Annotated in this window: 14 protein-coding genes and 1 pseudogene; 6 read left to right on the forward strand and 9 right to left on the reverse strand. The window is 34.1% G+C overall.

Annotated features, from left to right (window positions below; genetic code table 11):
• Window positions 1-29: 29 nt before the first annotated feature.
• The gene (locus BW951_RS12250; protein ID WP_076393190.1) at window positions 30-908 is read right to left on the reverse strand and encodes a cupin-like domain-containing protein; all 879 of its coding nucleotides are present in this window, start codon (window positions 906-908) and stop codon (window positions 30-32) included.
• A gap of 159 nt (window positions 909-1,067) precedes the next feature.
• Between BW951_RS12250 and kbl the strand changes: the two genes are divergently transcribed.
• On the forward strand, window positions 1,068-2,264 hold the full coding sequence (kbl, locus tag BW951_RS12255; protein WP_076393192.1) for a glycine C-acetyltransferase: 1,197 nt from the start codon (window positions 1,068-1,070) through the stop codon (window positions 2,262-2,264).
• A 65-nt stretch (window positions 2,265-2,329) separates the two neighbouring features.
• On the opposite strand, the gene BW951_RS12260 is transcribed toward kbl, so the two are convergent.
• The 3 genes from BW951_RS12260 to BW951_RS12270 are packed head-to-tail and all read right to left on the reverse strand — an operon-like array spanning window position 2,330 to window position 3,924.
• Complete coding sequence (locus BW951_RS12260; protein WP_076393194.1) at window positions 2,330-2,752, reverse strand: DUF1573 domain-containing protein; 423 nt, start codon at window positions 2,750-2,752, stop codon at window positions 2,330-2,332.
• A 7-nt stretch (window positions 2,753-2,759) separates the two neighbouring features.
• On the reverse strand, window positions 2,760-3,578 hold the full coding sequence (locus BW951_RS12265) for a hypothetical protein (RefSeq protein ID WP_076393196.1): 819 nt from the start codon (window positions 3,576-3,578) through the stop codon (window positions 2,760-2,762).
• Window positions 3,550-3,924 (reverse strand): hypothetical protein, encoded by a 375-nt coding sequence (locus BW951_RS12270; protein ID WP_076393198.1) that lies wholly within the window; start codon window positions 3,922-3,924, stop codon window positions 3,550-3,552. The genes BW951_RS12265 and BW951_RS12270 overlap by 29 nt, the downstream gene beginning before the upstream one ends.
• A 108-nt stretch (window positions 3,925-4,032) precedes the next feature.
• On the opposite strand from BW951_RS12270, the gene BW951_RS12275 reads away from it, so the two are divergent.
• From BW951_RS12275 to gldG, 5 genes are all read left to right on the forward strand, one after another.
• Window positions 4,033-4,404, forward strand: coding sequence for a helix-turn-helix domain-containing protein (locus BW951_RS12275; protein ID WP_076393200.1), 372 nt, complete (start codon window positions 4,033-4,035; stop codon window positions 4,402-4,404).
• 90 nt (window positions 4,405-4,494) lie between these two features.
• A complete protein-coding gene (locus tag BW951_RS12280; RefSeq protein WP_084196428.1) occupies window positions 4,495-4,935 on the forward strand; it encodes a hypothetical protein in 441 nt (146 codons plus the stop codon).
• Window positions 4,936-5,058: 123 nt separating this feature from the next.
• Window positions 5,059-5,607 carry a CopD family protein gene (locus BW951_RS12285; protein ID WP_076393202.1) on the forward strand — a complete coding sequence of 183 codons (549 nt, stop codon included), beginning with the start codon at window positions 5,059-5,061 and terminating at the stop codon, window positions 5,605-5,607.
• An 84-nt stretch (window positions 5,608-5,691) separates the two neighbouring features.
• Window positions 5,692-6,420, forward strand: coding sequence for an ABC transporter permease (locus BW951_RS12290; protein ID WP_076393204.1), 729 nt, complete (start codon window positions 5,692-5,694; stop codon window positions 6,418-6,420).
• 4 nt (window positions 6,421-6,424) lie between these two features.
• Complete coding sequence (gene gldG, locus BW951_RS12295; RefSeq protein ID WP_076393665.1) at window positions 6,425-8,095, forward strand: gliding motility-associated ABC transporter substrate-binding protein GldG; 1,671 nt, start codon at window positions 6,425-6,427, stop codon at window positions 8,093-8,095.
• Window positions 8,096-8,160: 65 nt separating this feature from the next.
• Here the strand turns inward: gldG and BW951_RS12300 are convergent, their stop codons facing one another.
• The 5 genes and pseudogenes from BW951_RS12300 to BW951_RS12320 form a co-directional block, all read right to left on the reverse strand.
• Window positions 8,161-9,312, reverse strand: a complete 1,152-nt coding sequence (locus BW951_RS12300) for a DUF4062 domain-containing protein (RefSeq protein WP_076393206.1) — start codon at window positions 9,310-9,312, stop codon at window positions 8,161-8,163.
• 103 nt (window positions 9,313-9,415) lie between these two features.
• Window positions 9,416-10,330, reverse strand: a pseudogene (locus BW951_RS12305) (helix-turn-helix domain-containing protein).
• A 264-nt stretch (window positions 10,331-10,594) separates the two neighbouring features.
• Window positions 10,595-11,434 (reverse strand): SDR family oxidoreductase, encoded by an 840-nt coding sequence (locus tag BW951_RS12310; RefSeq protein WP_076393208.1) that lies wholly within the window; start codon window positions 11,432-11,434, stop codon window positions 10,595-10,597.
• A gap of 439 nt (window positions 11,435-11,873) precedes the next feature.
• A complete protein-coding gene (locus tag BW951_RS12315; RefSeq protein ID WP_076393210.1) occupies window positions 11,874-12,695 on the reverse strand; it encodes a DUF2314 domain-containing protein in 822 nt (273 codons plus the stop codon).
• Window positions 12,696-13,411: 716 nt separating this feature from the next.
• Window positions 13,412-13,726, reverse strand: a complete 315-nt coding sequence (locus tag BW951_RS12320) for a hypothetical protein (RefSeq protein ID WP_076393212.1) — start codon at window positions 13,724-13,726, stop codon at window positions 13,412-13,414.
• Window positions 13,727-13,730 lie beyond the last annotated feature (4 nt).

Raw genomic sequence — 13,730 nt, forward strand, 5'->3', positions numbered from 1 at the left:
ATGGTAATATATTTAAAGTTAATAATTCACTAAATCTGAAAGCTTTTTTGTCTTTTAATGGCGCGATTGGCTTTTCTTCTGGCTTTTCTTACCTTAAAATCGAACCACTTTTCTTTGAATAAATTTCGCATCACATTATCAAAATTCCGGATCAGGACTAAGTTTTTAAAGACCCGCCATTTTTCCAGCCAGCTAGAAGGCAGAGCCCTTACAGAAACAGAATATCCTTCCGTTTCATACTGAATGTAATGCCACCATCCGGAAGGAATATAAAGCGTTTCGCCGGGTTGTATAACAGCTTCATAACCGTTTATGTATTTCAGTCCCGGAAATTCTTTGAAATCTGGCTCTTTAATATTGGTGATGGAATGAAAGTTATAAGGAAGTTTATACAGCAGATCCGACTGTTCCCACGGAAAAAGCCAGATTCGTTTAATGCCTTGAAACTGAGTGATGAAAACATGGGACATATCAATATCCACATGATTTCGGGTAACCGAACCTTCACCTCCGAAAAACATAAAAGGAAGCCATTTTATAATTTTTCCTTTTGTAACATCATTGTAAATAATATCATTTTTTAATTCAGGTTTAATGCTTAATAAATTGAATAAAAAAAGACGATGTTCGGTAGGAGAGGTAGTTATGAGATCCAGATATTCTGAAAAAGTGCTCTGTCCGATTGGTTTACTGGCGATTCTGTCCAGAGATTCAATTTCACTTCCATAGATATTTACTTTATGTTCTCCTGCAATTTCTTTAAAATATTCGTAATTCCATTTTTCAAAAGCAGGACTATCCGGAGCCGCAAAATCTTTTATGATTACTGGTTTTGCAGGTTTTAGATAGGTTTTGATAAAATCCTCTGATGATATATTTTCAATTTTTTGTACTGGTGATAATCGCATTTTCTGATTTTATTCAGCAAATATAGCAATTAGTCTACTAAAATTATAGACTATTAACAAAAGTATTATGATTTTGTACAGACATTTACAATAAAAAGGAGAAATCCTGTTACTTTACCGCGATTTTATTAAATTAGCGCATCTTAAAAATTATTAGAAATGATCTCTAAAAAGTATCTTGAAAATTTACAGAACGAACTTCAGAATATTGAAAACGACGGACTTTACAAAAGAGAAAGAATCATCACTTCTCAGCAGAGTGCCGAAATAGAAGCCAACGGAAAAAAGCTGCTGAACTTCTGTGCGAACAATTATCTGGGATTATCCAACCATCCGGAAGTAATGAAAGCTTCACAGGAAATGATAGAATCTCACGGTTACGGAATGTCTTCGGTTCGTTTTATCTGCGGAACTCAGGATATCCATAAACAACTGGAGCAGAAAATTGCAGACTTTTTAGGTCTTGAAGATACCATTTTGTATGCTGCCTGTTTTGATGCGAACGGAGGAGTTTTTGAACCTTTATTTACGGAAGAGGACGCGATTATTTCAGATGAACTGAACCACGCTTCCATCATCGATGGTGTTCGTTTGTGTAAAGCAGCGAGATACCGTTACAAAAACAACAATATGGAAGATCTGGAAGCTCAGTTAATTGCAGCTTCTGAAAAAAATCACCGTTTTAAAATCATTGTTACAGACGGCGTTTTCTCAATGGACGGAATCGTTGCAGATCTGAAAGGAGTTTGTGATCTTGCCGATAAATACGATGCTTTAGTAATGGTAGATGATTCTCATGCAACAGGTTTCATCGGAAAAACAGGTCGCGGAACGCACGAAGCCAACGAAGTGATGGGTAGAGTAGACATCATTACTTCTACGCTTGGAAAAGCTTTAGGAGGGGCTTTAGGCGGATTTACTTCCGGTAAAAAAGAAATCATTGATATGCTGAGACAGCGTTCAAGACCGTATTTGTTTTCAAACTCTTTGGCTCCGGGAATCGTGGGAGCAGCTTTGAAGGTTTTGTACATGATTTCTGAAGATACTTCTCTTCGCGATAAAGTAATGGAAAATGCAGAATATTTCAGAGCGGAAATGAAATCTAAAGGTTTCGATATTCCGGATGGTGATGCTGCCATTGTTCCGGTAATGCTGTACGATGCGCCTTTGGCTCAGAAAATGGCTGAAAAGTTAATGGACGAAGGAATTTATGTCATCGGATTCTTCTATCCGGTGGTTCCGAAAGGAAAAGCGAGAATCAGAGTTCAGCTTTCAGCAGCACATACAAGAGAACATCTTGATAAAGCGATTGCTGCGTTTGAAAAAGTTGGAAAAGAATTAGGCGTAATTTCTTAAAAGTAGGCATAATACTGAAAAATACAGTTGGCAAAAACAAATTTCAGTTTTTGCCAACTTAAATTTTAACTTTTTCTGTATCCTTCTACATAGAAAACTCTTTTAAAAGGGTAAAATGTACCATAAACCGTTACAGGTAAATAAAAATTTCCAATTTCATTAATAGACATATTTACAGAAATTTTTTGTTCCTTTTTCAGTTGTAAAATACTGTCGTATTCCGGCATTTGTATGCAAGAGCATGGAGGTTTTATAAATAATGATTTTAGGATTTTGTTCCCTGTATTTTTAATTGTAAAATTTATTGTCTTATGATTTCCTTCTATTGTGTCTAAATCTATATTTGAAGGAAGTTCTATCTTCGTAAGTTCACTTGTTGGAGTCTTCCAAACTTTTGTAAAGTGAAGATCCGGGATTATGTTCTTATTTTCAGAAGTTTTATTGCAGGAAACTAAATAAAATAAAAACAAAGCGATTATTTTTTTCATTTTTGTGTTATTGTAAAATTTTTAATTCATAATAATATCCATTAAGATTAAGACTTTTCCAGCCTTCATTCGGATAATATTCCAGCAGATCACTGTCTTTATTTATTTGGAAAAAAGTACTGTCTTCCAAGGATTTTTGAAAAAATACCACAAAAAAACCTTCTTTAGGATATTTTATTGTCTTGGGCAAAACAAATTCCCACCGAACGACTTTATCTTTTTTCTTTATTTTAAGATCTGATATTTTACTTTCGAAAGCTATCAGTTCTTTATTATTGTCTGGCAATCCGTTCTTGTTACCCAAAAGTTTTATTTTTACAGTAACATTATCATTATGAGTTCTTGGGATAAAATCTGTCACAGGAAAAATACTAAAAGACTTAATATAAGTTTTTTTCTTTGTATTAATTTGTACAAATGTTGCAATCTCGTTATTCGGGAAAATTACCGCATATTCATTTTTTTTAGTGCTTTTTAAAGATTTTTCTTTTTTATTAGATGAGTTTTCATAGTTAACCCTTACTTCTTCAATAGTTTTTGTATTATCAAAGAAAATCAAAGAGTCAGGATTAGAATAAAAGTCTAAAAGTTTATTATCATAGAAAATCTTATCATTTTTTTCAAATTTAAATGACTTAAGAGCATTTGATTTTAACGATGTATTTTTCCCATCTCTTGATATCGTAACAGAATCAAATTTTTTATAGTCAGAATTTCTAAGAATAATCTGTGCCTTTCCTGAAAAAAGGATAAAAAACATAACAGAGAAAAATAATTTCTCTGTCATTGCTTTTATTTTAGCAAAAATGGTTTGCTGATGTTTCATGGAATTCATGTTCTACAGTTCCTACACCTATCCAAAACACATGGTATTCATAAGTTCCTACACAATCACATTGAAAAGTACCGTCTGCTTGTTGTTGTCCTCTTGTACAGCTGTAGCTAATCAAATCTCCTGTTCCCCAAAATGGTCTTCTGTCCGTTTCAGATGAAGAATTATCTCCTGTGTTTTGCGCAAAAGCAAATACAGGTGCTAATGCCAATGCTCCGATAATCATTTTTTGTTTCATGATTTCTAAATTTAAAGTTAATAATTTTGTTTTAGAAAACATTTGTGCACTTGTGTTTTTCTGATGTAAATATGAAATGATTTTTTCAAATAGTAAAATCATATTTCGGGTTTTTTGTGAAAAAATATTTAATTGACTTTCAGTTGATTATGCATAAATGCTCTTTTTTTGAATAGAAAAACACTAATTTTGTTACAAACCACACATTTTATGAACCAGGAAATAACAGAGAAGATAAAAAAAATAAGAATTTCTAAAGGCTATAATCATCAGGAAATGGCTGATAAACTGAACATTACCAGATCTGCTTATCAAAGGTTAGAATCTGGTGAAACGTATTCTTGGGCTAAGTATTTTGAAGAAATAATGGGTATTCTGGAGACGAATCCAAAAGAGTTTTTTTCAGATATTGGAAAGAAAATTTTTAATCAGACGAATGAAAGTGGTTCTATCGGGTATGTAGAAACTTTGCATCAAGAAAATAAAGAAATTTCAGACAAATTGCTTCAAGCAAAAGATGAGCAGATTGCATTACTGAAAGAACAGGTTGAGTTCCTAAAAAATCAGCTTTTGAAGCAGTAATAAATTAGAATAAATTTCTTAAAAATAAAAAACCTCTACAATTGTAGAATAAAAACAGAATTTCTATATTTACGGAAATTCTGTTTTTTTATGCAAAAAATATCCCTCATTTTACTGATTGTTTTATTATTGGCTTCCTGCAACACCAAGATGAATCAGTACATCAAAGACGAAAAGAATGTCAGTAAACGACACGGCAAATGGAAGGAAGAATATTCTTCGGATGAAGGAACGCTGATTGCCGTCGGAAAATATAAAAACGGTGAAAAAGTCGGGATCTGGAAAACCACATTGAATAATCAGCTTTTTCAGAAAGATAAAATAAAAAAGAACATTACAAAGACCAAAATATACCATCAGAACGGGAAGCTGATGCAAAGCGGACAGTCTAAAATGGATGTCTCTAAAAATGAACGCCACTGGTATTACTTCGGAGACTGGAAATTTTACAACGAAAAAGGAAATCTCCAATACATAAAGAAGTACGAAGATGGTAAAAAAGTAGACAGTATTTCATTCGAAAAACACTAAGCCTGAAAATCCCTCAACTTTTTAATATAAAATAATGAACATAACAGAATAAAAGCAAGATTTATTCTGTTTTCTAGTAAATATTTTTGTCATTAACATTATATTTGCCATTAATTTTTCAGAATGCTTTACACCATAATAAAAGCACTTCATATTATCTTCATGGTAAGCTATTTTGCGGGAATTTTTTATCTCGTAAGAATTTTTGTGTACTATAAAGATACCGATGAATTTGCGGAAGAAAAGAAGAAAATCCTCAGAGAACAATATACGTTTATGGCCCGAAGGCTCTGGAACATCATCACCGTTCCTGCCGGAGTAATCATGACGGTTTGCGGACTGACGATGATTTTCCTGAATTCAGGATTGATGAAAATGCCATGGTTTCATTTAAAACTAACCTTCCTGATCGGTTTGGCGGTCTATCATTACTGGTGCTGGAAAAAAGTTTTAAAACTGAAAGAGCTCAACGGAAGTACTTTAGAAACCGCCAATATAAAACTGAGACAGGCAAACGAAATCGCTACTTTCATTTTGTTCCTTGTCGTTTTTACCGTGATTTTAAAAGCTCAGGTTATTGAATACTGGTGGCAATTAATCGCCGGATTTTTCGTTCTGGTATTTTTAATCATGATGACGGTGAAGCTGGTAAATAAGAATAAGAAAAAGTGAGATAATGGTGAATTGTGAATGGTAAGTTGTGAATTTTCCAACACCTAATTCCTGACACCTATTACCTAAACCCTAAATAAAACTATGATTGCAATTTTAAAAAAAGAACTTTGGAGCTACTTCGGAAACTGGAGCGCGTGGGTAATCATCGCGGCTTTCAGTCTGATCGCGACGCTGTTTCTGTTTTTTTTCGACAACGACTCCAACATTTTTGAGATCGGAATGGCTTCACTGCAAAGTTATTTCGTCCTGGTTCCTTGGTTACTGATGTTTATTATCCCCGCACTTTCCATGAAGACTTTTGCGGAAGAGCAGCAAACCGGAACCTTAAACTGGCTGTTTTCCCAACCGCTGAAAATTTCAGATCTGGTTTTCGGTAAGTTTCTTTCAGTTTGGATCGTTGGAATTTTATGCCTGATTCCATCGTTAATTTACCTTTACACGGTTTATGTTTTGGGCGTTCCTGCCGGAAATGTAGATTTGGGAATGACGTTCGGAAGTTACATCGGATTAATTATTTTAATTGCAGCATTTTCAGGAGTGGGAATTTTGGCGTCTTCGCTTTCCCAAAACCAGATTATGGCTTATCTGTTGGGCGTTTTCATGTGTTTCATCATGTATTTCGGGATCGAACAACTGGCAAGTTATAAATTGTTGGGAGGCGCAGATTTTATTTTACAGAATGTAGGGTTTTACCAGCATTTTTTAGGCTTTACAAGAGGGCTTATTGATTTTAAAGATGTTGCTTATTTTGCTTTAATTATCGGTGTTACATTAGTTTTGTCCAATCATTTCATTAATAAAAAGAAGTAGAATGATGAAGAAGATACAGTTCAAATCTCCGTTAGGAATTTTACTTTTCGTAGTGTTGCCATTGGTTATTATTCTTGCTATTTCAGGAATAAGATTGGATTTAACCAAAGAAAAAAGATATACGCTTTCCGATAATACCGTTAAGGTTCTGGAATCTGTAAATAAACCTTTGGTAGTCGATGTTTATCTGGAAGGAGACTTTCCGGCAAGTTTCAAGCAGCTTCAGAGCGAAACGAAATTTATGCTGGAAGAATTCAGAAAAATTAATCCGAAGATCGATTTTAAATTCATTGATCCTATCAAAACCAAAATGTCTAAAGATACTTTGATGGCGATGGGAATGCAGCCTTCCATGCTTCCGGACATCAAAGACGGCAAAGTTTCTCAGATCATGCTCTTTCCTTATGCGGTTGTGAAATACGACAAAAGGGGAGTTTCCATTCCTTTGGTGGTTCAGCAGACAGGAATTGATGCCGATCAGCAGCTCACGAAATCTATTGAAAATTTAGAATACAATCTGGTTTCAAACATTAAAAATATTGCGGCGCACAAAAGAAAGAAAATCGGGATTCTGGTAAATCAGGATGAGCTGAATCCAAGAGAATTTCAGGGATTTATGCAGCTGGCAACGGAAAGTTATGATGCAGGTCCTATTATTCCTAAAAATCAGACCGAACTTACCATCGCAGATATTCCGACCTTAAAACAAATGAATGCTTTGGTTATCGCAAAACCAAGAAAAGCTTTCACAGACGGTGAAAAAGTAATTCTTGACCAATACATCATGAACGGCGGAAAAACTTTGTGGATGATTGATGCCGTAAATGCGGAAATGGATACGTTGATGAGGTCTCAAAAAGTGATGCCATTTCCTGTAGACATCAACATGACCGATTTTTTCTTCAATTATGGAATCAGGATCAATCCGGCTTTGGTAAAAGATGTGAAGAAGTTTGCGCTGTTGAGATTGGTAACGGGAGAAGTGAGCGGAAATCCACAGTACACCAGTCTTCCGTGGCCGTATTTTCCTTTGGGAATCGCAGAAAGCAACAATCCGATCACTAAAAATATCAATCCTGTAAAGTTTGAATTCCCGACTTCCATCGATACATTGGGCGGAAGAAAAAACATCAAAACGAACGTTCTCTTTGAATCGAGTGAAAGAACTTTATTAAAGCAGGTTCCAAATTATGTGGATCTTAAAGAAATTTCCAGTGTCGACAGTCTCGGACAAATGGAAAAACCAAGCACACCGAAGATTTATGCAGTATCTTTAGAAGGAAAATTCAATTCTGCATATGCTTCAAGAATCGAAAGAAAATCCTATCCGAATTTTAAAAGTTCGAGCCCTGAAAATAAAATGATTGTGATCGCCGACGGAGACGTAGGAAGAAATAAAGTTCTGAAAGGCGAACCGCTTCCTTTAGGCGTAGATTTGCTTACCAACGAACAGTTTGGAAACGAACAGTTCCTGAGAAATGCATTAGATTATCTTCTGGACGACAGCAATCTTATGGATCTCAGAAACCGAAACATCGAAGAAAGGCTTCTTGACCGACAGAGAATCACGGAAGAGAAAAATAACTGGCAATGGTTTAATTTGCTGCTTCCTTTAGTCATTATCGGTATTTTGGGAGGGTTGTTCTTCTGGCTGAGAAAGAAGAAATTTGGATAAAATGATATAGAAAAAGAGAAGCAAAAACTTCTCTTTTTCTATTTATTATTTAGTCTTAAAATATTTTATTCTTCGTCATCTGCTTGTTCAAGTAAATCTCTTTGGTATTCTTCAAAAGTTTCTTCTATAAATATTATTCCTCTGTTGATGTCTCGAGCAATAAAGTTATCTTTGATAGCATTTAATAACGCTGTTTTTCTTTGATCTGGTAATTTCGAAAATTCATTCCAGTCTTCTGATATGAAAGAAAATAAGGTACTTAACTCGTATGGTGTAATATAAAATTTTCTATCATTTCTAATTAATGCGGCGAAAAGTCTTTTTGAGTATTTTCTTCTCTTATCTCTTGTTTCACTAAATTCAACTATTCCTAATTCAGTAATAAGTTGTTGCCAATCAATATTTTTGAGTGCTATTGTTTCAATATTATCAATATTTCTAAACGATAATAAAAATTCAATAATTCCTCTGAATTGAATAGCACCTTTTGCAGTTTCTTTAAGCTCATCAGATGGAATTGTAGTTAAAATTGCAGTTTTAATATCTTCAATTTGCTTTGATAAAAAATCAAGTCTCTTTTCCTCAACAACTTTATTTCTTTGTTCAAATAGTAACCTTTGTAATAATGATGAAAACTGTTTTCTTAAATAATCTTCAATATCTGAAAATTTTGAAAAATCAATGACACTATTATTCTTGGATCTTAACCTTAGAAAATTTATAAATTCAAATATATAAATAGCTGTATCTTTTTTATCAATAGATGGAAAATCAAGTTGATCAATAATTCCTTTATTCTTATTTTTTTCATAGAAATGATGGTCGTATGAAACCCGTGAGTCTACAAATGTAAATATTGGAATATCTGACTCTATAGCATTTAGAATTTCTAATTGTGTTATTGATAATTTGTCTATTGTATCAAATATTTTTGTTCCTCTTGTTTGAGATTTTAAGCCTTCAATATCTACATTTGATGTTATTTTCGGAATTGCAGTTCCTCCAAATCTAGAACCAATAATTAAAATAATAATATCAGCATTCTTTACTTCTTGAACACAACTTTCATGTGTATGTATCCGAGGGTCAAATAAGACATCATTGTAGTCACTCATTATAGGCTCATGTCCAGAGCTTGATAGAAAAGTTCTCATTTGCCCACGAATAATATTTAAATCATAGCAAGTTGAGGAAACAAATATTTTTAATGCTGCCATCTTTAGTGGTTATTAGTTTAAGATTATTTTTATAAAAAGTTTTTATAGAATCAAATATACAAATAAGTGTTTAATCTGATTAAAAAAAGTATTAATTGAAATTCTAATTAAACGCCCTCCTAAACTCCCCCGGAGACTGATTCGTCTTCTGCTTAAATAACTTACTAAACGACTGCGGATGTTCAAAACCCAGTTCAAACGCAATTTCACTTACGGATAAATTCGTTGTACTAAGACGTTCCTTTGCGAGAGCAATCAGCTTATTCTGTATGTGTTGCTGCGTGTTCTGCTGCGTATGGATGCGTAATTAACTTCCCAGATAATTCGGTGAAATATTCAGTTGTTCGGCGATGGTTTTCACAGAAGGAATACCATGTTCTAGAAGATTTCCGCTGTTAAAATACTGCGAAAGAACTTCCTCAAATTTATCCAGCAATTCGTGACTCGATTTTTTTCTGGTCAAAAACTGTCTTTCGTAAAAACGTTCAGAATAGATTAAAAATAATTCCAGTTGCGCAAAAATAAGCTCCTGCGTGAATTTATCAATATTTGTCTGGTACTCCTTTTCAATGTTTTTAAACAGATCCACAATAATTTTTTCTTCCTTATCCGACAGAAAAAGCGCTTCATTGATCTGATAACTGAAAAATTCGTAGGATTTCATTTTTTTGATGATCGAAGTTCCCCAAAGAAAATCAGGATGAATCAGCAAAAGATATCCGGTCGGTTCAAACTCAACATCTGGCTTCATCTCAATTCTTAGAAACTGCATCGGCGAAACAAAACACAACACGCCTGAATCAAAATCATATTCCTGCTGACCGTAATTAAACTTCGCGTTTACATTCCTTTTCAGCCCCACCGAATAAAAATTCTGGGTCCATTTCAGTTCCGTATCATTTACAGGATAGCGAACCTTGCTGTAATCAATCAAGCTGATCAGCGGATGATCCGGATTAGGCAGATTACAGAAAGCATGAAAATCGGAGATCGAATGAAAACGGAAGGTCTCATTCATAATAACGAAGTTAATTGTTTTTAATGATTTTTTATGAAATATATGTTCTTTTGTCTTGAAACAAAAGAACCAAAAATTCAAGACTTGGAACCTTTCACTAAAAATTTAAATTTAATCCTAAAATTCCCAAAACTCGCGCGGATTAATATTGATGTTTCGGTTCAAAATAGTACCCGCGCTCAAACAGTGGAAATTTTTTAACGGATTAAATTTAAATTTTCTTAACGCTTCAGTTTCCTATGTCGTCAGCTAAAATGAAAATAATTAAATTCCAGTAGAATTTGCTAAAACCTCCCATTTCTTCGCTTCCCCGGTAATCGCATCTACTTTATTGGTAAGAAATTCCATAGTTCCTACGCCTAAAAGGAAATGAACCGGCGGATTTTCCTCTTTGCTCAGCTGAATCAGAACATCTGCTGCTTTTACAGGATCATTCGGCTGGTTTCCGTTGATTTCGTCAAGATGTGCCTGTTCCGAACTTCTTGCCGCTTCATACGCCTGAATAGGATTTGCCGGAGTTTTTACCGAATCTTTAGCCAAAAAATCTGTACGGAAATATCCCGGATAAACTACCGTTGCATGAATTCCGAAATCTTTCGCTTCTTCAGCCAAAGCTTCCGTAAATCCTGCCACAGCAAATTTAGTAGAGCAGTAAATTCCCCAACCCGGAAAATTTCCCGAAAAACCTCCGATGGACGAAATATTGAAAATATTTCCCGATTTCTGCTCACGAAGATAAGGCATTGCATTTCTGATGACGTTTAAAGTTCCGAAAACATTCACCGCATAATTTTCCCTTGCTTCCTCATCCGTAAGTTCTTCCAGCGTTCCGATCTGTCCGTATCCTGCATTATTAACCACAACGTTAATCTGTCCGAAATGCTCTGTGGTTTTTGCAATGGCAGATTTTACATCATTATTGTCCGTAATATTTACACTTAAGGGCAGAAAGTTTTCCGAAGCCTCTCCGAAAGCAGAAATTAAAGAATTTACAGTGCGGCTTGTTGCAGCCACCTGAAATCCTTCGGATAATAATTTTTTAACCAGTTCAAATCCTAAACCTTTTGACGCTCCCGTTACGAACCATACTTTTTTTGTTTCCATTTTTAAATGTTTTATTGTTTTTAATTGATGGTACAAAGATGGAAAGTTGTGCAGTGGGAAATGTAGCCGAATCGGGAAAGAATGTATTCAGATCGTGAATGATATAAAAACAAAAAAGAGAAACGGGAAAGTTTCTCTTTAATATACTAATCTTGAGTTCAATTAAATACGGTCTCTTCCTAAGGCGCATAGATTTTATCTGCGATAAAATTAAGCATCAATCTTTATTGAAAATCTTTGATTTTCTTGCGCCTTAAAGATTTGAGATTAATAAAAATCTTGCGTCTTTGAGTTTTCCAACAAGAATATTTTATTTTTTAAAAGTTTAAACAAATTCAATTAAAAAAAACAATTAGCTTTAGCCAAAAACTTATACTAAATTTCGGTTAAAATTAATTTTCAATCTTCTAACATCAAACTTACTTTAATTAAGATAAAATCAATCTTCCAAAACAGGAATAATATGTTCCCAATTCAGTTGTCGGGCAAAGTCCAAAGCTGTTTTTCCGGATTTTGTCTTTAAATTTTTATCACCTCCTGCTGCAAGAATCACTTCCACAGAACTTAGATTTCCGGCAATCGTTTCCGCATGAAGCATAGAATAGCCGTTAATATCCTGACCTGTAATCTCATCCGGATTTTCGCTGACGAATTTTACCAGCTCTTCCTTCATATTTCTGCTCATCGGATGCTCCACAAGATTTTCAGGATGCTCTTTCTGTTCATAAACGATTTCAATATCATTAAAATCTCCGAAATCCATTTGCCATGCATTATCGTGTGCTTTTCTTTCCGCCGGAGACATATCCGAACGCATTTTCTGGATCGTAAATCCGCCATAAGCTTTCGGAGGAAGAGACTCTGAAGAAGATGAAAACAGTTTTGAAAGTCCTTTCGTTTTTTTTGCGCGTTGCGGCATGGCAAAAAGCCAGTCGCTGATTTCGTTTACAGGAATTTCCACATAATCTCCGACTTCAACATTGGTGAGTTTATTCGGTTTGTTGATGAGGTAGCCTTTGATAAGATCGCCATCGAAATGGATGTCATTGATCCACATATGTTCTACAATAGGTGAGTCTGAAGAAGGATCTTCCTGAGAAAAAGCTACTTTCACACATGAAACACTCAGTGCCGGAATAATTCTTCTGTATTCCCAAGATTGCTCTCTCCAGAAATATTTAAAGGTTTCCTGCGCTTTTTTATAAGCTTTAGACATTTCAGGATCTGCTGCGTCTGCGAAAAATATTTTATTTTCTGACATTTTGTTTTAATTATTAGTTTTTATTTTGCTGAAAATTTATTCTGTTATTTTTATTTTGACCAAAATACAGAAAAATATAAGAACAGAAGGTTGAATTTTATACAAATCTGTTTAAACTTTTTATTTAACCGCAAAAGCCGCAAAAGATGAAGTAAACGTCTATTTAAAGTTGTGATTATAAATAAGAAGATAACAACAGTTTTTAAAAATCTTTGATTTTTATTCTTTTAAGCGCTTTGATTATTCTTGAAATTCGCTTTATCATTATCTTTTGCATTTTTTGCGGTTAATTCTGAAATTAGTTTAATCACAAGTTTAAAAATATTTAAGCGGTTTCCGATCCTGATTTGAATTAAAAATTCACGATTCATCTTCTAGACACAAAATTAAACTTGAAATCTGTTTTCAAGCTTCGAACAGCAAATTTCATTTGCCTTTGCCTTCTCAAAATTGTATTGGTAAAAATAATCTTTGCGTTTAAAAAAAATCCAAATTGAGAAAAGTCCTTAAATTTTTCTTTTGTTACCGCATTTAGGACAGAATGTAGCGGTTCCCGTTCGGTAAGGTTGGTAAGGTTTTCCGCATATAAGCTAATTTTAAATTAATACGATCTGTTTTCAAGCTTCGCGCGGCAAATTCATTTGCCTTTGCCTTCTCAAAATTATACTTATGAAAATATAATCTTTGCGTTAAAAAAATCAAATTGAATAAAATCCTTAAATTTTTCTTTTGTTACCGCATTTCGGACAGAATGTAGCGGTTTCCGTCCGGTAAGGTTTTCCGCAGTTTTCACAGTCAGGACCATACATATCAATGAAATGATGCATGATGGCATTAGGATTTGTTTCTTGAAAACGGGTTAAATTATTGTAATAATCCAGCAGTTTTTTGAAATTTTCGTTTAAAGGCGTTTTTCTGGCTGTTTTAACTTCCTGAAATCCTTCAGCTAATAATTTCGAAGCGATTTTTCCCTCTTCCTCATCAAGCATGGGAACATCCATTCTGCACCTCCAGCAATATCTTATTTTCATGATA

The organism is Chryseobacterium gambrini, assembly GCF_900156825.1.
Taxonomy (GTDB): Bacteria; Bacteroidota; Bacteroidia; order Flavobacteriales; family Weeksellaceae; genus Chryseobacterium; species Chryseobacterium gambrini.

Bases quoted from the DNA above. Each gene is read 5' to 3' on its own strand.
- BW951_RS12250 (WP_076393190.1), bottom strand. From the start codon at position 908: ATGCGATTATCACCAGTACAAAAAATTGAAAATATATCATCAGAGGAT.
- kbl (WP_076393192.1), top strand. From the start codon at position 1,068: ATGATCTCTAAAAAGTATCTTGAAAATTTACAGAACGAACTTCAGAAT.
- BW951_RS12260 (WP_076393194.1), bottom strand. From the start codon at position 2,752: ATGAAAAAAATAATCGCTTTGTTTTTATTTTATTTAGTTTCCTGCAAT.
- BW951_RS12265 (WP_076393196.1), bottom strand. From the start codon at position 3,578: ATGAAACATCAGCAAACCATTTTTGCTAAAATAAAAGCAATGACAGAG.
- BW951_RS12270 (WP_076393198.1), bottom strand. From the start codon at position 3,924: ATGATTTTACTATTTGAAAAAATCATTTCATATTTACATCAGAAAAAC.
- BW951_RS12275 (WP_076393200.1), top strand. From the start codon at position 4,033: ATGAACCAGGAAATAACAGAGAAGATAAAAAAAATAAGAATTTCTAAA.
- BW951_RS12280 (WP_084196428.1), top strand. From the start codon at position 4,495: ATGCAAAAAATATCCCTCATTTTACTGATTGTTTTATTATTGGCTTCC.
- BW951_RS12285 (WP_076393202.1), top strand. From the start codon at position 5,059: ATGCTTTACACCATAATAAAAGCACTTCATATTATCTTCATGGTAAGC.
- BW951_RS12290 (WP_076393204.1), top strand. From the start codon at position 5,692: ATGATTGCAATTTTAAAAAAAGAACTTTGGAGCTACTTCGGAAACTGG.
- gldG (WP_076393665.1), top strand. From the start codon at position 6,425: ATGAAGAAGATACAGTTCAAATCTCCGTTAGGAATTTTACTTTTCGTA.
- BW951_RS12300 (WP_076393206.1), bottom strand. From the start codon at position 9,312: ATGGCAGCATTAAAAATATTTGTTTCCTCAACTTGCTATGATTTAAAT.
- BW951_RS12310 (WP_076393208.1), bottom strand. From the start codon at position 11,434: ATGGAAACAAAAAAAGTATGGTTCGTAACGGGAGCGTCAAAAGGTTTA.
- BW951_RS12315 (WP_076393210.1), bottom strand. From the start codon at position 12,695: ATGTCAGAAAATAAAATATTTTTCGCAGACGCAGCAGATCCTGAAATG.
- BW951_RS12320 (WP_076393212.1), bottom strand. From the start codon at position 13,726: ATGAAAATAAGATATTGCTGGAGGTGCAGAATGGATGTTCCCATGCTT.